The 19764-nt window shown below is 40.2% G+C and carries 7 protein-coding genes; all 7 read right to left on the bottom strand.

The window, feature by feature from the left end:
* Positions 1-140: 140 nt before the first annotated feature.
* The 7 genes from DXB63_RS02900 to DXB63_RS02870 all read right to left on the bottom strand — a co-directional run bounded on the left by DXB63_RS02900 (position 141) and on the right by DXB63_RS02870 (position 19676).
* Positions 141-3377 carry a glycoside hydrolase family 2 TIM barrel-domain containing protein gene (locus tag DXB63_RS02900; RefSeq protein WP_122124884.1) on the bottom strand — a complete coding sequence of 1079 codons (3237 nt, stop codon included), beginning with the start codon at positions 3375-3377 and terminating at the stop codon, positions 141-143.
* Between the two features lie 15 nt (positions 3378-3392).
* Complete coding sequence (locus tag DXB63_RS02895) at positions 3393-7628, bottom strand: malectin domain-containing carbohydrate-binding protein (protein ID WP_122124984.1); 4236 nt, start codon at positions 7626-7628, stop codon at positions 3393-3395.
* A gap of 19 nt (positions 7629-7647) precedes the next feature.
* Positions 7648-10341, bottom strand: a complete 2694-nt coding sequence (locus DXB63_RS02890; protein WP_158563625.1) for a glycoside hydrolase family 20 zincin-like fold domain-containing protein — start codon at positions 10339-10341, stop codon at positions 7648-7650.
* Positions 10342-10491: 150 nt separating this feature from the next.
* On the bottom strand, positions 10492-11565 hold the full coding sequence (locus DXB63_RS02885) for a CapA family protein (protein WP_122124883.1): 1074 nt from the start codon (positions 11563-11565) through the stop codon (positions 10492-10494).
* Between the two features lie 132 nt (positions 11566-11697).
* Positions 11698-12579 carry a bifunctional methylenetetrahydrofolate dehydrogenase/methenyltetrahydrofolate cyclohydrolase FolD gene (gene folD / locus DXB63_RS02880; protein WP_122124882.1) on the bottom strand — a complete coding sequence of 294 codons (882 nt, stop codon included), beginning with the start codon at positions 12577-12579 and terminating at the stop codon, positions 11698-11700.
* A gap of 32 nt (positions 12580-12611) precedes the next feature.
* On the bottom strand, positions 12612-13934 hold the full coding sequence (gene ffh / locus DXB63_RS02875) for a signal recognition particle protein (protein WP_122124881.1): 1323 nt from the start codon (positions 13932-13934) through the stop codon (positions 12612-12614).
* Positions 13935-14159: 225 nt separating this feature from the next.
* Complete coding sequence (locus DXB63_RS02870) at positions 14160-19676, bottom strand: carboxypeptidase regulatory-like domain-containing protein (protein WP_122124880.1); 5517 nt, start codon at positions 19674-19676, stop codon at positions 14160-14162.
* Between the last annotated feature and the right edge of the window lie 88 nt (positions 19677-19764).

The following is a 19764-nucleotide window of genomic DNA, read 5'->3' as shown; positions in this document are numbered from 1 at the left end:
AACTTATGGTATAAAGTTATTCGTCTATTCATCATATATTTATATTTTATTTATTACTTAAACAAAGTCTTCTATATATACCCAAAGACGGGGGTGCATCCCGTTTGTACCCATCAAGAGGTATTCTCTATCCCATACGGTTATTTTGCACGCTCCAATCTGATATGCAATTTATGCGCTTCCTTTTTAATGGCATATTTTTTAAGTACGCCCGGTCCGCAGCTACTATTTCCAAGTCCTAGAACAGCGGCATCAAGATTCAATATCACTTCCGGACGCTCTTTCAAATCACAATCATGTGTCGTATTATACAAGTCCTTCACCGTATAATGCAGTGCAGAAGCGGAAAAAGTCTTTTCAACCGCCATAATCTTCACACCGTTCCCTTTTACATTCGTCAATGTGAGATAGCGGACTTCTTCTTTATTACCACTCTCTTGCGGACGTGGATAATGCGTATATTGTTCGCTAACATCAGCACTCCAAAGACCAATATCACAAGAGGTTTTACGGTCAGGATAATTTTCCCAAGGGCCACGACCATACCAAGTAAAATTCTTCAAAGCCGGATCTATCGGCAAAGCGATTCCCAATCGGGGTAATTCCGGTAAACTACCTTCAGGGGTGAATATCGCCTGTAAATCAATTGTCCCGTCTGATAAAACGACATAAGTCAAATCTGTAATAACAGAACCGGAAAGATAGGTATATACGGACTTTGTATGGATAAGCACAGAACCATCAGCCTGTCGTTCCCAAGTCAGAGGAGAATATGCTTGTTCCGGAGAGTCCAAACGATGATTTATCCAGTCTTTAGCCAGCCAATTACCAAAACTCTTATCATTATCCGTTGGTGCACGGAACGCCTGAACTTCAGGAATAACAGGAAAAGCAGAAAAAGGATATAAGATTCGTTGCGAACCATATTCAAGTAAACTCATTGAACTGTCTTCTATCCGCCAAGACATATTAAAATCCTTTCCCTTTATACATAATAGTCCATTCTCTTCACGAACTTGCAACGTACCTCTATTTGTCAGTGTAATATCCGGCAATGCGGCTTCTTGCAAACAAAACTGTTCACTAGCGACTTCATATCCGGCTTTTGCCCAAAGTGCATCTTCCTTCAATATAAGACTAAAACGTAAACGTACATCCGATTCCGGTTTCCAGCTACTTCTTAAAGAAGCAGGCAAAGAAACAGATGCACTGTCTCCCGGAGCAATTTCCGGTAACGCCAGTTCGCCTTGCTTCTTTATCTTTCCATCTATCGAAAGCGTCCACAAACAACGATACTGTCCTAAATCCGTATGATGATTCCGGTTTACCGCTATTAACTTATCATTTTCCAGTTTTAACAAGACAGGTTGATAAACCTTTTTCACTTCCCAATACTTCGGTGTTGTTTCCCGATCACTTCGCACAACCCCATTTAAACAAAAAGCCTTTAAATTGGGTTGATCACCGAAATCACCTCCATAAGCAACCATAGTACGTCCATCAGGCAATGTCTTATAAATACCCTGGTCTACCCAATCCCAGATAAAGCCACCAAGCATACGAGGATGGCTGTATATTTCATCCCAATAATCCTTAAAGTTACCCAATGCATTCCCCATACAATGAGCATATTCACTGGTAAGTACCGGGCGGTCATCATCCGTACGTTGAGCTATGCTTAACAAACGTTCCCAACGAGCATTCTCCGCCCGCTCTGCATCGACACCTTCAGCGATACCCGGATTCAGATACTCCTGCTGAACACGAGTATAAAAACGACTGATAACATCTACGGTTTCAGGATCAGGCTGCCCGTCAACTCCCTGAGCTCCTTCATAATGAACCGGACGTGTCGGGTCAAAATCATGCAACCATGCAGATATTGCAGCAAAATTAGGTCCATAACCACTCTCATTGCCCATGCTCCACATGACTACACAAGGATGATTCTTATCACGCTCCGCCATTCGTACAGCTCTATCCAAAAAAGCCGCATGCCAATCGGGATTACTGGCAAGTGTACCACGCAAGCCATGCTCTTCAATATCAGCCTCATCCATTACATATAATCCCAAACTGTCACATAATTCATACCAACGGGGGTGATTCGGATAATGGCTGGTACGAACCGCATTGATATTGGCTTGTTTCATTAGAAGTATATCCTGTAACATCCGTTCTTCCGTCATAACCCTACCCAAACGAGGATCATGTTCATGGCGATTGACTCCGCGAAAACGAACAGGCTGACCATTCACCAATAAACGCCCGTTTGCTATTTCCACACTACGGAAACCGATACGTTGATGAACTTGTTCTACGATTCTGCCCGTACTGTCTTTTAAAGAAAGAAGAAGCGTATACAGTTCAGGAGTTTCGGCCGTCCATAAACGAGGAGAATGAACAACCGTTTTCATACGTCCCATCTTACGAGGCCCCCGTTGAGGAAACCATTCATTCATCACAGATGCTTTATGCTCTAAATCAAGCACCGGCACTGCATCCACATTAAGATGACAAATCACCGTATCATCTACTAACTCTGCACAAACCTTATATCCTTTACCTGTTTGTCCTCCATAGACACTCAGTTCAGGGTCTATTTCCAATGTAAAGTCTTTATAATCTTTATCAGCCAAAGTTCGAACCGTAAAGTCATTGATTCTTATATTCTCCGTATGAAAGAGAGCTATATCCCGATGAATACCACTCATACGCCAGAAATCCTGATCTTCCAGATAAGATCCATCACTAGACCGATAAACCTCAACAGCGATCTGATTCTCCCCTGCCCTTACATACGGAGTAACATTGAATTCACTCGGTTCCATACTTCCCTGGCTATAACCAACTCTTTGACCGTTCACCCAAACATAAAAAGCACTGATCACCCCGTCAAAACGAAGAAAAGTCTGCCCCTGTTTATCCCACCCCACAGGCAAAGTAAATGTACGGCGATATTGTCCCACCGGATTACGTTCTTTATAAGTCGTATATTTCTCTTTCGGTTCTGAAGTTACTTTAGGAGGATCGATACGGAAAGGATAACCGGCAGAGACATAAATAGGCGTGCCATAACCGTTAACTTCCCAATTGGCAGGAACAGGAAATGTAGTCCAACGGCTGTCGTCATAGTCTTCCCGAAAGAAATCTCCGATACGTTCTTCCGGGACGGGAGTCCAACGGAAACGCCACATGCCGTTCAGCGACAAAACCCTATCACCTTGTTTCTCACCATAAGCAATAAAAGCTGCACGAGCCGGTTCACGATTAACTTGAAGTACATGATGATTCTCCCAATCATGTATAATGGATTGTGCTTTGCCATCGCAAAGCACAACACAGATAAAAACAAAAAGGATTAAATAGTTCTTCATAATTACAACTACAAACTACTGTACATCGAGCGCATCAAACGCCAACTTATTCATATCTTCGGCAGAAAGTACCACTTTATAATACCCTGCATTCACATAGGTTCCCGTAGTGGTACTCATCATACGCCATTTCTCCGGAGTATCCGGAAAAGTAATCTTATCATCTTTTAAAACCTGACCATTGGCAGCAATAAACTGCATACGAACCGTTATCGGCTTGCCACTCAGATTCATGTATTTAAAACGAAGAGCATAGACTTGCGCCAATCCTGTGGAAATATTCCATTCGATGCTATTCTTATTTCCTTTTTCAAAGAAGACTCCAGTCTGTTTACGATGTTCTTTCTTCACATATTTTCCTCTGACAATAGCAGCTTCCGCCTCATAAGATACATTCATCCGGGATGTTTTATCTTCCGGTAGAAGCTCTGCCGGAGTTTTTGAAATAGTATCGCGCGAAAAAGATGCCCACATATCAGACGGCACAGGTTCTGAGCTTATCTCTCCGGCTTTCGTGCGTAAAAAAGCAATATCAGTATCGGATACATTCCCTTTCTTCGCAATGGCAATGCCGGATATAATAGCCTGCCCCGCTTTTACCTCAAGGAAATCAACACAAAGCATACCATTCTTCACTAAAACATCCACTACTTTCTTTATCGCAACATCATGTCCTGCTTCCGCCCATAAATCTAAATCGTCAATAACCGTTTCACCATTTACTGCAACGTCAAAGATTCGTAAACCTTCACAGTCTGTTCCGGCACTCCCTCCCGTACCATGCCACGGTTCTACAAAATACAATTCCAAGCGATATTCTCCGTCCTGTAAGGGGAATCGGTAATTTAGTTTATGTCGTCCAAAACGGAAATGTTGAAACAACTTCCAATCACGGGTTCCATGAATGGGATCATTTGTTATACGTTGGCTTGCAAGGTAAGGATTCAAGTCTTTGTACCCCTCTGCCCATGAATGAGAATATTTTGTATTATCCTGTTCCCACACTTGCCCAAACGTATCCGTATAAGCGTCACCGCCACAGTTCACACGATACAAATAAGTGAAACCGTCTTCACCTTTCAACAATGGTTTAGCATCAGAGTAGAGAGTTTCAAAATGAGGAGCTTGCTCTAATCCATTCAGTACCAAAACATCTTCACAAACAACATGTCCTGCATAATAACCGACAGCACGAAGTACGTTATAACGAATATCTCTATTCTCCCACATAAAATGTGTACCTACACCATGTTGCTTTTTCTTTCCCAGAAAAGCATTATCAGCTAAATCATTATAAAGAAGAACCGAATCACAGTTACTATATACTTCAATCGTAGCACGACGACGTCCGATTACGAAACGATCCGCCCAATTATGGGAAACAATATAAACCATCGGATCTCTTGCCGGATCGACATAATTGGCGCGATACATATAATATACATCCAAAGGCTCTTCCCAAGGAGTTACCAAACCTTTATAGTTAAACGGTCCTACTTTATCAATGCGACGTAAAGCCTCGTCCGGCTGACGACGTCCGGGATTGTCATGGCTGCTGAATATCCATTGAAACTGCCCGCAGACACTATCCCGGGCTTGTTCAGCAAGACGTACTTTCATCTCCATAAGCCGACACATACGATCCTCACTCCAAGGAGCATTCGAGTCAAATTCAGTAGGCTCCGTATGGAAATCCAATGTACGCCAAGCCCCATATTCACCATTTAAAAGCTGATTGGGGCGGGACAGTTCATATCCATAGTTACCGGCATCACCGCCATAAGTACCACTCCAATTCTGAACGACGTTCCAATCTGTTCCCTCGCCACCATTACAAGTTGTGACAACACGCATATTACGGGCAGTCGGGTCCATTTCCCGTATAATCTCACTACATTCTTCAGCAAACTCGCGAGGGAGTGTACTTTCGTTCTGCAATCCCCACATCACCACAGAAGGAGAGTTACGACGCTCTTTCACCCATTGGCGAAGCAAGGTTTTAAAGTTTTGACGAAACTCCGGAGTATCATACCAGACATGAGCAGAAAACTGTGTCCAAAACAATACACCTTCTTTATCCCAATATTTCTGATAATCCAAGTTATGGGGTTGATGCGCATCACGAAAAGCATTGAATCCGGCAGAGCGTATCTGTTTTACCCGTGCCGCTACCTGCTCCGAAGTAAAAGCATGGCTTTGTCCAAACTGATGTTCATATTCGCATACACCATTGATAAATACAGGTTTACCATTCAGATAAAAACGTCCGTCTCCATCTGCCCGTTTCACCGGCCAACTAATTGTACGTATACCGAAAGGAGTACTGATTTCATCTGTGGTCTTACCATCCCGCTTAATCATAGAAGCAAGTTTATAAAGGTAAGGATTCTCCGTATCCCAAAGCACAGGATCTTGCACAACTGAAGACTGACGTACCACTTTTGTTTCTCCGGCAGCCAGAGTAACAAGTTCTGCAAGCCTAAAGACCTGACGTCCTTCATCATTACTGAATTTATTAACCAGTTCCACCGTCACGGACTTATCACTGTAATTTTTCAATTCTGTATCAATATAGACGGTCGTTGCCTGATCATTATTCCAAATATGAACACCAAAAGGTTCGATACGCACTTCATCTGTTATCTCCAATAAAACCGGACGGAATAATCCCATCGGTTGGGAACCCTCACTAAATCCCCACTCGGAAGAACATCCCCCACACACCCAAGGCATATCGGAGATCATCTCCGGATGTTCCGCTTTTACTTCCAAGCGGTTGTTTTTACCGGGTTTAAGAGCATCCGTTACATCTAAAGTCAATGTAGTACGGCCAACGGGATGACGGCCATACTCTTTACCGTTTAAAGTAATCGTAGCATAAGTACCAACTCCCTCAAAACGCAAAAAACAACGCTTATCCGATTGATAATCCGGAGCGATGAAGTCTTTAACATACATGGCAGTACCATGAAGATTGCCGTGAGTAAGCTGACGATAACCGTAATAATCATCCCAATTATGAGGTATATTTACCTCTATCGCTTTCTGCATGAACAAGCCTTTCAGATGAGTTGCTTCCGTAAGCCAGGTTTTCCAGCCATTATTCAGTTCCATCACCGTACGCCGGTTCTTTTGATCCGGCTTGGGGAAGCGAACAGAAGAACGTCCCATCGGTTTACTTGTAGCAACTGCTATACCACGCTGTTCGTGATTATTCACTGCACAATAAAAGTGATAAACTACTCCATCATGCTTCACTACATAACTTTTATGAGCAAACAGTTCATCATAACTTTTAGAAGGAGTAATCAAATCTGCTCCCTTCCAATCATACCAATGTACTAAATCATAACTACAAGCAAATGTGTTATAAGCCTTATACTTACGACTGGGATCAAAAGCCGAGAAATAAAACATCACATAGACATCACCCATTTTCTGAATATGGGCATCACCTGTTATTGTACCTTCCGCTTCATGAGCGAAAACCGGATTACCGGCATAACGCTTCCACTTCTTCATATCTTTGGACAGGGCAATCCCTACACGTTCTCCTTTCATACCCGTTTCAGGATGACGTCCACCTGCATTATAGAACATTACGAACGGTACACCGAATGTTTCATCCTTATCCCAATAAACAGTGCTTTTATATTGCGTCAGTTTTTCCCACCACTGTGCATCTTTGTCATGGATAGAAAGAATCGGTTTATCAAGTGATTCCCATTCATGGGGAGTGCCAATATCATCTTTTGTCCATGCAAGACCTACATATAAAGGTGCTGTTACGGCTTCGTATCCCGGTCCTTCACCTCCGATATACGTCATCCAATGTTTATCCTTATACGTTTGTAAAGCATAGCTTCCTCCCCATTCCATATCCGGCAATGCAGGGAATCCGCCTCGTTGACTGCAATCCCACGTCCCGTCACGAAAAGACAATACACGTCCTTTCGTGTTCCAGTGAAGCAAGTCATCACTTTCGGCAAACCAAGTTTCATAACCACGTCCGTCTTTAGCTCCTTTACCGTTATAGATAACATAAGTCATGTACCACTTATTCCCTTCCCTAAATACTGTGGGGCAATCCATTTTATAATTATTATTATCCGGAGCAAGCACAAGACCGTATTTATAAGGAGTCTTCACTTCCTCATAAATATCGGCCATACGTTCCTGAGAAACTTCACGCTGGGCAAAAGTCATTAAAGAAAAAAGAGTTAAGCCCAACGCTATCAGTTGTTTTTTCATATATACAATATATTCATTATCAATAGAACATCCAATCCATTGTTTCCTCGGCTCCAGCAAGGGCTGCATTACGAGGAGTAACGGACTTATCCGTAAAACCTAATACCAAGGTATATCCTTTGGGTAACAGCAGTTTGTGAGTTCCCGCAGGGAAATTGTAACAATGGATATTTGCCAAAGGCATACCTTCTATACGAATAGCGTTTGTTAACTTCGGTTCGGCCTGACCATATTCATTCGCAGCCGCATCGGTTTCTAATTTTGGGGCTTTCGCATACTTTTTCTGATCATCGCGGAAGTAACCCACTAACAGACTTACAGGCGTAACAGCACTGAATTCTATTGTCGTACCCTCATTGCGTTGTTTGTCTCCATCCAAACAAAAAGCAGTCAAACCTTCCAATTCGGGTGCAAGGGCATCCACTTTTCCGGGAACATTAGAGAATAAACCGGCTCCCTTTGTTAGTTTTACAGTCGGAAGATTATTCAACAACTTGACATCAGCAGCAGGTAGAGCTTCAATCTTCACTGTCTCCTCAACAGATTCGCCGTTCTGCTTATTTCTCAGCATATCCAAGTTAGCTTTGAAGTTCTCCAATTCTTTTTCGTAATGCACCAGCATTTCTTCCCATGTCTTATTCGTTCCATTATCTCCTCCGATGGGGATACGACGTTGTGCCGTCTGCATACTGTTAGCATAATAATAATGGTCTTTCGTTAAATCCACCAATTTACGATAATGCTCCAGACTTTGTTCCATGAAAGGTATTGCATCGTCCAGGTTCTGTAAATCCTTACTCCATTGATAGTCCAAAACTAATTTGGCAGCCTTTACCTTTAAATTGAAAGCATAGGCAAATTCACGATAACAATGCATATCATTACGCAAACGTTCAAACTCATCTTTATTTTTAGTAACCTTACTCTGAGCCGCATCAATGGCAGCCACTGCCTTATCACCATGTTCCACTACCTGCGTAATAATATCCAAAGGCAATTCACCTACATGAGGTTCTTTCTTCCATTCCTTCTCCACATATTCAATCAGCTTTTCACCTTCCGGTCCACAGCTTTCATAAAAGCCCGGATAAATCGTATATTTATAAGGATTTACCAATTGACTCATAAACATTCCTAATAACAATGTCTGTCTGTTACCTTCAGTTATGCCGAAACGGCGTAGCAGCTTAGGAGCTATCTCACCGGATTGTTCGTAAGCCTCAAGAATATTTCCGGCAGCCTGAGCATCCATACCATAATAATTACCTAATTGCTCGTCCCAATAAGCGATTTCACTCTGACGCTCGCGATGGCAATTCCATGCATAACGTCCCCAAGTCTTATACCAAATCCAATCACGGTCTAGTTGATATTCGCGTTCTCCATCAGGCAACTTATCTGCCGTATAAGGCCAGTCCCAATAAGAAGCCTGCGGATAAAGGTGAAGCGCATTAGCTCCATGCACATTATGCATCGCTTGTACCGCTTTCTGCACAAAATCAGGCGAACCCCAACGAAATGGTTCCAAGTTGGCCAATATATGAACATTACTGATATGGATACTCCCAAGTGAGCTTAAATCCTTATGAATCTTAGCCCAAGGACCACGAGGTTCATAGGTAGTCAATGATTCACCGTTATACTTATGCATTGTATAAAGATTCTTATATAAAGGTAAAGCTGCATCCATAACCATTTTACAATCCGTATCATGGGCACGAAGCAACAAGGGAGGTTCATCGGTACGCCCTAAAGCCTGCAATCCGTCTTTCACACCGGGAATAATGGTTTCCGTAAACCATTTAACATCATCCTCATACGTATCCATGGCTTCCCCCAGACAAACCAGCAAACCGACATTCGGATATTTCTCGATAAATGCAGCCACCGATTTACGGGTATAATCACTTATCAGAGGAGTAATGGGACGATTACGATCTTGAGTTTTCAGTCCGTAATGATCGGCAAATGGTTTAGACAGAAGAATATTATAAAACATCTGAATGACGAAAATACCACGTTTATCGGCTTCTTCCGTCAGAAAAGAAAACATCTCCTCGTTCTTCTTAAAGGTTTCTTCATCTACCTCAAGCGCAAAAGGATAGTCTTTCAACTTCACTAAAGAAGCAAACGGATGTCCGTTCCATAAATAGAGTGAGTTCATGCGGTTCTCAACCAACATATCCAGATATTTAATCCATTGTTGCTTATCATAAAACCAAGGAAAGTTCTCCGGTGTATACGGATATTCATAAACACCGTGTCCCGGCAGATAAGTAGTTTTCTGCAAACCTACACAAGCTCCGCGAAGCACCATTTCAGGCGCATCTATCAATGATTCGGGAAAATCCAGATTCTTCTTCTCGTTAATATGCTCTATCAATTCGCGACAGCCATAGATAACCCCGCTCCCATCGTGACCACAAACTGTTGTCTGATTACCTTCCGTTGTGATATAAAATCCTTCATTCCTCAAGGTAGAATCACAAAGCTGAGTCAGAATTATCACTTTGTCATCCGGCTGTACGGCATCTTTTGTTTGCAACGAAATAACCTGATAGCCGGCTTTCTCTAATGAGTTTTTTAATTGTTCCGCACCAAACATCATCCTCTTCGATGCATCCGGAGGAGTTACAATACTAACAGTTGTTCTTCCGCACGCACAAAGCAGCATCAGGCAGCAGCCTATCAAGAGTAGTCTTATTTTTGTCATCTTCCCTATTATAAATAAATGATTATTAGTTTTAAGAAGAGACGTGAAAAAGAAGATTTCGTACTCACACACTTCAATATAGTAGCCACATTCACTCACAAATGCTGTACCGCTATATTACAATAAGCTAAATTATAAACCGTAGATAGACTAAAAGATATATTCCTCTACCCCGACATTATATTCATCCAATAGTCTTCGTGAGTCATCTATAAATATTTTCATACGGGAAGCCTCCGCCGGAGTAAGAAGGGCGCGGTCAATACTTACAGGATACAACATATAATTCTTTTTTCCGCTTAATGCGGGACGGGAGGTCCAGACAAGGCTATAACTGCAATCCGTAACCCTAACGATACGATTTCTTTTTGTCAGTTCCAATTTAAGCATTGCCCCACCGTCTGTCCTAAAAACAGACATATTGGAAATAAAGTTTCCTAAAGAATAAACGACTACATTCTTATCCAACGAATGAGGACTGGCACGAAGTTCCATCGGTTGAAGCACATGCGGATGCCCCCCGATAATATGTGTAACCCCCTTAGACAATAACCAGTCAGCCAACTGTTTCTGCTCCTCGTTGGGCAATGATTTATATTCAATTCCCCAATGGATACAGGCAATAATTGCATCAGGACGCATTTCTTTTGCTTTTTGTATATCCTCCGATATGACTTTCTTATCTATATAGTTTACAATATTAGGTGCTTGTACTTCTATGCCGTTCGTGCCATAAGTATAATTCAACAGTGCAATAACAAATCCGTTCTTCTCCAATCGTAAAGGATAAGTCCTTTCCCGTTTTTCCCGGTTTACGTAGGTTCCCGCATGAGGTATCTTCAAAGAGTCGAGCATCAAAACGGTACGTTCGAGCCCCTTTTTACCGGTATCCAGACAATGATTATTTGCCGTTATCAACACATCAAAGCCGGCATCTTTCATCGCATACAAATATTCGTCGGGAGCACTGAATGTAGGATACCCTTTATAGGGTTTACCTCCTAGCGTCACTTCCAGATTTCCAATTGCTATATCCGCTTTACCAATCTCTTCCTTTACATACTTGAAACAGTCGTCATAATCATACCCCCAAGTCGTTTTTGCCGCATCTATCTGTCCCTGATGCTGCATAAGATCACCTGCAAAAAGAAGTGTTATCTTTTCTTGCGAACAAACAGAAAAAGAAATCAGGAGTAATACAAATGAAAGGGAGAGGTGTTTCATAGCGAAAAAGGATATTATAAAAATGCCTAAGGGAGCGTTAGCTATCGCTCAAGGGAGCGTCACCCGATGCCTAAGGGAGCGTTAAGCAACGCCTAAGGGAGCGTTGGCTACCGCTCCCTTAGGCGTTTTTCTTTATTTATAAATGGCTTTCTTACCTGCCAACAAAGTATTCTTCATCAATGAGACAATCGTCATAGGACCTACACCACCCGGTACAGGAGTAATGAAAGAGCACTTCGGTGCAACTTCATCGAACATCACATCACCGGTGAGCTTAAACCCTGATTTTCTAGTGGCATCAGGTACACGGGTCGTACCTACATCTATGATTACCGCTCCTTCCTTCACCATATCTGCTTTTACAAAATTAGGTTGTCCCAACGCAGCAATGATAATATCCGCTTCACGACACTCTTTTACCAAATCTGTTGAACGACTATGGCAAACGGTTACGGTAGCATCTCCCGGATATGCTTTCTGCATCATCAGCATCGCCATCGGTTTTCCTACAATATTACTCCGTCCGAGCACTACGCACTTCTTACCGGAAGTTTCTATCTTATAACGTTTCAACAATTCAAGGATTCCGTTGGGCGTTGCAGAGACATAACAGGGAAGACCGATAGACATACGTCCGACATTGATCGGATGAAATCCGTCCACATCCTTACGGTAATCAATTGTTTCTATCACTTTTTGCTCGGAAATATGCTTGGGCAAAGGCAATTGTACGATGAATCCATCCACATCATCATCCGTATTCAAGTCCTTCACCTTATTAAGAAGTTCCTCTTCGGTCACATCCGATTCATAGCGAATCAAGGTAGACTTGAATCCGCACACTTCGCACGCCTTTACTTTATTGGCAACATAGGTTTCACTTCCACCGTCATGTCCGACAAGGATAGCTGCCAGATGAGGACGTTTACCGCCTTTTGCCACAATCTCGGCAACTTCAGCAGCAATTTCCTGCTTTACCTGTTCCGAAATGGCTTTTCCGTCAATCAGTGTCATAGTAATTGGTTATATTGAATTAAACGTTATCGTTATCTTTTCAGTTTCGGCATCATCTTACCCATTTTGCTACCTGTCACCATCTTCATCATCTTACGGGTCTGGTCAAATTGTTTCAGCAGGCGGTTGACTTCCTGAATGGTCGTTCCGCTACCTTTTGCAATACGTGTACGACGTGATCCGTTCAGAAGTTCAGGATTCGTACGTTCTTTCGGAGTCATCGAATTGATAATCGCTTCAATACTCTTGAATGCATTATCATCAATGTCTATATCTTTGATAGCCTTACTTACACCCGGAATCATGGAAGCCAAATCTTTCAGATTACCCATCTTCTTGATCTGTTGTATTTGAGCCATGAAATCGTTAAAGTCGAACTGATTCTTCGCTATTTTCTTCTGAAGGCGTTTTGCCTCTTCTTCATCGTATTGTTCCTGTGCACGCTCTACCAACGAAACGATATCACCCATACCGAGAATACGGTCTGCCATACGCTCCGGGTGGAATTGATCCACTGCATCGAGCTTCTCACCCGTACCTACAAACTTAATCGGCTTATTGACAACGGAGCGGATAGAAAGAGCCGCACCACCACGAGTGTCACCATCCAGTTTTGTCAACACAACTCCATCGAAATCCAGACGTTCATTAAACTCTTTTGCCGTATTCACCGCATCCTGACCGGTCATAGAGTCTACTACAAACAAAATCTCATCGGGTTCGATACCTGCTTTAATAGCAGCAATCTCGTTCATCATCTGTTCATCGACAGCCAAACGTCCCGCCGTATCGACAATCACCAAATCATAACCTTTTGCTTTTGCCTCTTTGATTGCATTCTGCGCTATTTTTACCGGGTCTTTACTATCCGGCTCGCTATATACAGGCACATCAATCTGTTCGCCCAACACCCTCAACTGTTCGACAGCAGCCGGACGATAGACGTCACACGCTACTAACAACGGTTTCTTGTTGCGTTTGGTCTTTAACATACGTGCCAGTTTTCCGGAGAATGTGGTTTTACCTGAACCCTGCAAACCGGACATCAAGATAACAGCCGGACTACCTTTCAGGTCAATATCAACCGTCTCACCTCCCATCAGCTTCGTCAGCTCATCATGCACGATCTTAACCATCAACTGGCTCGGCTTCACAGCCGTAAGCACGTTTTGTCCGAGTGCTTTCTCCTTAACCGTATCGGTAAATGTCTTTGCTACTTTATAGTTTACGTCAGCATCTAAGAGAGCTTTGCGCACATCTTTCAGCGTTTCTGCCACATTGATTTCGGTGATTTGACCTTCACCTTTCAAAATCTTAAACGACCTCTCCAGTCTGTCACTTAAATTATCGAACATATCTCTTTATTATATTATTACTTCATTTTAAGGCTGCAAAAATAGCAAAATAGATTGAAAGAGCCAAGATACTCACTTATTTATATCTTTTTTATTCCGCCAGTTAGCACATTTCGAAGACACAATCAATGCATCAACAATGATTCGTTTTATAAAATAATAAAAAATAATCCTGTCACCACATTAAGCCGGTAACAGGATTATATTATAACAGTCTTATCAGGTTTACTTCCTAATTCTCACTTTTACAACCTTCCTACTTGATTCATAGTCATTCGTTATAGTAAGAAGATATATTCCTTCCGGTAATTGAGACACATCGATAGTCTCCTGCATACCTTCATATATAACAATACATCTTCCGCTAATATCCTGTAATTCAAGGCGGGTATAATCACCTTCAACTTTCAGATACTCTTTCGCTGGATTTGGGTATACGTGTAATGTATTCAGTTCCTGATAATCAACATTCGATCCGTTACCGAATTCACATGTCACAAGTTCCGAAGATCCTGAATAATATACAGCTTTCACACCTGCCGTATGTTTACCTTTTGTAAGCTCGGCAAACAAGTATTTGCAATCAGTTGTTTCGGACACTTTCTTTCCATCTAAATATACTTCATAAACTACATTAGATTCTTCTTTGATTCTACATACCTTATTCTTATCTTTTGTCCCAATAAGAACATCATCAATCATCAATACGAAGCCATCTGTTGAAACACAATTAATAGTAACATAACGTGCGTCTGCGGGAATTGTATATGAATATTCATTCCAATTATCAGCACTTGGAACTACATTTTGCGCAACCCAAATAAAATCTTCCGGTTCGATGCCAGTCAAAGAATATCCAACATTAAACGGATCAGTATACCCTTCATAATTCGAATATGATTTAGCAAAGAAACTAAATGTAAAATCTTCAATGAACTTCAATTCCGGTGAGATCAGATAATCATTGTTTCCATACTGTGCAGCAAAACATGCCAAAAATTTCGAACCACTATAAGCTCCTATCTCTTCAACATCGGCAACAGAAGGTTCGGTAGATGAAGGATTGAAAACAATAAAAGCCATAGGTTCACCCTCTCCTAAAAAATGACAAGCTGTAAAAGCATAAGTATATCCTTTATCTAAATCCAGATACTGCCATCCAACTTTTCCTGCTGAATTAATGGCAAAATCATCATGGGATTCAAAATCATCGAATATCATTCCGGTCGTATTCCAACTAAAAAGAACTTGCTGATTTTCCTGCTCTTTAACTTGAAGATTGAAAGGAGTTACCATGATTTCCTTCAATACAAATTCATCTGTCACATAATTATTCTCTAATGAGAAATCTCCCTTAGCATCAATCGATTCAAAGCCTTCTTTAACTATAGAGATAGTATAATTACCTTTCCAAAGATTACTAAACAGAACTTTATTCTCATCATTTACTTTTTCTACAAACGTTTTGCCTTTACTATCGGTCAGTGTCACGATAGCATCTTTAGCTGAACCGGATTTATCATTTGTCTTAACTCGTACCGTGACATTCGTTTCCATATTATATGCCCTATAAGGGGTAAATACAGATTTGGAAATTCGTCCGTCAGGATATACCATACTTACAGCATAACAATAAACACCCGGAGCCAATGTTTTCCACGTTTGATCTGTATACTGTGTTTCCGTTATAGGGTTATCTGTAAGCAGTGTCCATTTTTCTGGTGCATTTACATCCTTATCCACCAATCTCCAAATCTTGTACTTCCAGAATCCCGGTTTTTCTTCAGGGTAATCAATATTAACTTGCTCATTAGCCACATACTCATAATTATCGGCTAAAACATACCCGGAAGCTCTTATCAAAGGATTCTTATTAAGCTTCAAGTTTTCCACATAAACAAATTCACCATTTGTATAGTCCAATGCACAAGCATGTGTATTATTCTCAAACGGATATTCCACACTTTCGCCTGAATCCACTCCAAGACCTAAAAAACCGGAATAATTAAGTGCAACCATAAATCCATTCGGTGCATTTATCTGTTCAGGTAAGGTATAATTGTTCCATTGACCATCGGTATTCTTTATATCTTTTACACTATATAAGATTTTATTTGTAGGATTACCAGATGCATCCAAATCGAAAACGAACAAATTCACTACATAATGCGGACCACCTTCGGAAGTCGTGTACCAACTCACCTCAGTTAAAGTTGCAGGCGTATGATATACTGTTCCTAACACAGCTCTGCCTGCTCCAGTAGTTACCCCAAATTGCCCGGAAACATTTCCGTCATCCTTTCTAAAAGATATTGTATTATCAGGAGTCTCCCATGATATTAATAAGCTCTTATCTGAATTCTCCTTTGTAGATGCATTTACTGGTCTATACACAAAATAGTCCAATTTAATTTCACCCAAATCCAAGTTTGCATCTTTCACATTTAACGTTTGTCTGTGAATTTTATACCAATCTTTATAAATAGCCAACTCATAACCATCAGCAACTAAAACATTATCAAATACAAAGTTACCGTTTGAAGAAGTAGTTACTTCCATATTCTCATATCCTGTTATCTTTACTTTAGCCGCTACTACAGGCTGGCCTTCAGGAGTTAAAACAGTACCTTCAATTTTATAAGCAGGCAAATTAGTCATACGTATATTACGTACAGCATTCTCCTGATTAGAAACAACGATATTAGAAGATTGTATATCAGGATAACCATGCAGTGAACATTGAATAGTATATGTTCCATCCGGAATATAATCAAAAGTATATTTACCTTCCGCATCAGTTATTACGGTAGTTTTTCGCTCTAATAAAGTAACACTTACACCTTCCAATGGGGTATTAATCTCATTTTCTACTTTACCACTTATAGTTGTTCCGTCACACTGCATCGTAAAAGAAACAGAACTATTTGAAGTTCCTTGTTTCCCGGTTCCAGTAAAGTCAAACGGATCAGCATAACCACTCCATAACAACACTTTATTGTCTTTGTCATCATTTATATAATACGGAAATTGAATGCCATCATAATAGACTTTCTCCATTGATTGTATCGTGAGAATTGCCAAATTCTTACCAGAATAAATAATATTCTTTTGAAGGACAATATCCAATTCATGTTTTCCCAAGGCTAAAGAGATTGTTCCATCATAAACCAATGTCAAATCCTGCTCACTAATCCAACCATCCTGTGTATTAGAACGCTCTGTATTTCCCATATATATTTTAATAGGAGTGTCTACAATTTCTTTTGTATTTATATTATTGTACAAATAAGATATTTTTTCTATTACACCTCCTGTTTGACCTATTTCTTTTTGGGTATAAATATTCATCGCAGCACTCTTCGTTTCATAGAAATTAAAAGGATGATATTTAGAATAATCACTGCTTATACCTAATTGAATAATTTCAGATGAACCTTTCGGCTGTACATTCACATTAAAAGCTTGTGTAACATTATCTTTAGTTATGGTATCATCGGAAGAAGACACTTCACCTATTATTGATTTCACTTCCGTTGATTTCGGTTGCCATTCTAAAACTATCGTCTTTGATTCCTCAGGTTGAATACTTTCCATTATTTCTTTTTCCGCTAGCACAGCTCCTGTTTCAGAATCTTTTAGAGCAACCTTATATCTCTCTTGAGATTCTGTACCCTTATTCTTAACTGTTAGATTATAACTATAAGTTTTATCAACGATAGGATTTTGATTTCCGTTTACTGAAACGGCTGCAAGATTATGGGGTACAACCGGTTCAATACTAATATCCGTTATATAAAACCACGAGTTACCTCTTTCTGAATATAATTGTATTCCTAAATGATAATCACCAGTCTCTTCAACAGTAAAATTAAAAGTTTGTAAAGTACAATCCGTCGACTCTAATTCAGAAAAATTAGCTATTTCTAATGTCATAGCTTCAGGTGACATATCTTTACCAAGAGTAAATCGGAGCTTATGAGGAGAATAAGAATTATAAAGAAAACTAAATTTATAGATCTGCCCTTTTTCCAAAGTACAACTATGAGCAAGTAGCCAGTCATCAGCAGATAGATTGCCAGTATATGGATAATTCATAGTATACTTTTTCAAAGTATTGTTATAACTTCTACTCCATGTATATTTGTCATTATTACTATTAACTATCATCCATGTATTCATTAGCTCTTCTGTACTGAAATCACAAAAATAAGGAATCGTATTTTGTGGGCCCAACACATAACTACTGGTTTCACTTGCTCCCCCTGTTCCTACAGAATTTATAGAAATAACTTTATATGAATATGTATTTGCCGGGGTAATATCACGGTCAACACAGGTTGTCTCTTTGGAATTCTCTTTAATAACTTTATTATCAGGAAGACGGACAACTTTATAAGTTAAAGAAGACAGATCTGTCCACCCACCATGTTCTCCTTTAGCACCAGCCTCCCAAGAAAGTGTTATCTGATCAAATTTATTTTTAATAAGTTGCAAATTTACGGGAGCTTCAGGCACATCTTTACCAACAAAAAGAGTCATCTCCTTTGCAACGCCATTCCCATTTTCATTTATCGGAATAATCTTGTAAGTAGCGAGCAATCCTGTTTCATCTTTTATATTATCTACAAAAGTCTCTTCTCCTCCGGGGATAGAATTATCTTTAGAATAGATCAACGTTCCATCCCTATACACTTCAACTTTAGTTAATTTCTCTAAGGTCGTATCTCCAAAAGTTTTTGTCGGATTCTTCCATTTTAAAGTAGCACTGCATGCCCCGTTCTTATCAGCTTGGATATTGAGATTATTAACGGCAGATGGGGTATCATCTGCAGAGGCTGTAAACGGAATATACAAACCTGCAATTTCCGCATTGCTACCTAATGCACTAATTGGAGAAACAATGCCAGATTCAACATCTATGATTGTCATAGAAGTTGTTTCATTTATAGAAGATGCAGCCCAATATAGCGTCTTATCCGTATGGTCAAACTCCATACTTTGAAGATAACTTGGCTGTATTTGTGTATCCCCAACTTCATCTACATGACCGTTATTTTTATCTATTTTACAAAATATGCCGGTACGTGAAACCCCATATAACTGCCCACCATAACTACAGGCCAATGTAAAGAAATGCCTATCAAGTTCAAATAGTTTTTGAGAAGAACCATAAGTCAAATCTATTGTATAAAGTGCTGAATTCCCATTATTCAATTTTGCAATGGCATACATCTTATTGGTAGAATAATCATAAGACATATCATTTATCATATAATCAAAACCTGAGAGAGAAGCAACCATTTCCACCCTTTTCGTTTTAAGATCAATTCTATACAAATCACTTGGAATCTCTTTATCATTTACTATTTTAGTAAACGCTACATAATACTTATCTTTTGCGTAAGCACCGGCACTCGCAGTTCTACCTCCTAACGCTTGTACAATACTAAATGATGTAGCACTAGACACATCGAACGATACAACCGTATTCACTTCGTAAAGCAATTCATCATCATAAAGTAAAACTCCATAAGCAGTTTTACTTTGATATAAGCCTTCTCCCAGAGCAATTTCAAAAGTTTTCATTGATTCTGTCGTCGATTTGGAGGTACGGCTGATTGCTCGTCTCCCATCTAGAGGAATTTGCTTCGCATCAAGCAAATTAAAGGAACTACTAAACACAGAAATATTACTTAATAAAAGCAACATTCCAAAAACTACTTTAAAAGTACTTTTGCTCATAGTATTTTCTTTTTGGTTAATATATACGCAAATATATATAATATATTTTAAAAATACAACTGTATTATTAATTTTATTTTAAATAATC

Source organism: Bacteroides sp. OM05-12 (assembly GCF_003438995.1).
Taxonomy (GTDB): Bacteria; Bacteroidota; Bacteroidia; order Bacteroidales; family Bacteroidaceae; genus Bacteroides.
This window is presented reverse-complemented; position numbering and strand designations above follow the sequence as displayed.

Bases quoted from the DNA above. Each gene is read 5' to 3' on its own strand.
- DXB63_RS02900 (WP_122124884.1), bottom strand. From the start codon at position 3,377: ATGAAGAACTATTTAATCCTTTTTGTTTTTATCTGTGTTGTGCTTTGC.
- DXB63_RS02895 (WP_122124984.1), bottom strand. From the start codon at position 7,628: ATGAAAAAACAACTGATAGCGTTGGGCTTAACTCTTTTTTCTTTAATG.
- DXB63_RS02890 (WP_158563625.1), bottom strand. From the start codon at position 10,341: ATGACAAAAATAAGACTACTCTTGATAGGCTGCTGCCTGATGCTGCTT.
- DXB63_RS02885 (WP_122124883.1), bottom strand. From the start codon at position 11,565: ATGAAACACCTCTCCCTTTCATTTGTATTACTCCTGATTTCTTTTTCT.
- folD (WP_122124882.1), bottom strand. From the start codon at position 12,579: ATGACACTGATTGACGGAAAAGCCATTTCGGAACAGGTAAAGCAGGAA.
- ffh (WP_122124881.1), bottom strand. From the start codon at position 13,934: ATGTTCGATAATTTAAGTGACAGACTGGAGAGGTCGTTTAAGATTTTG.
- DXB63_RS02870 (WP_122124880.1), bottom strand. From the start codon at position 19,676: ATGAGCAAAAGTACTTTTAAAGTAGTTTTTGGAATGTTGCTTTTATTA.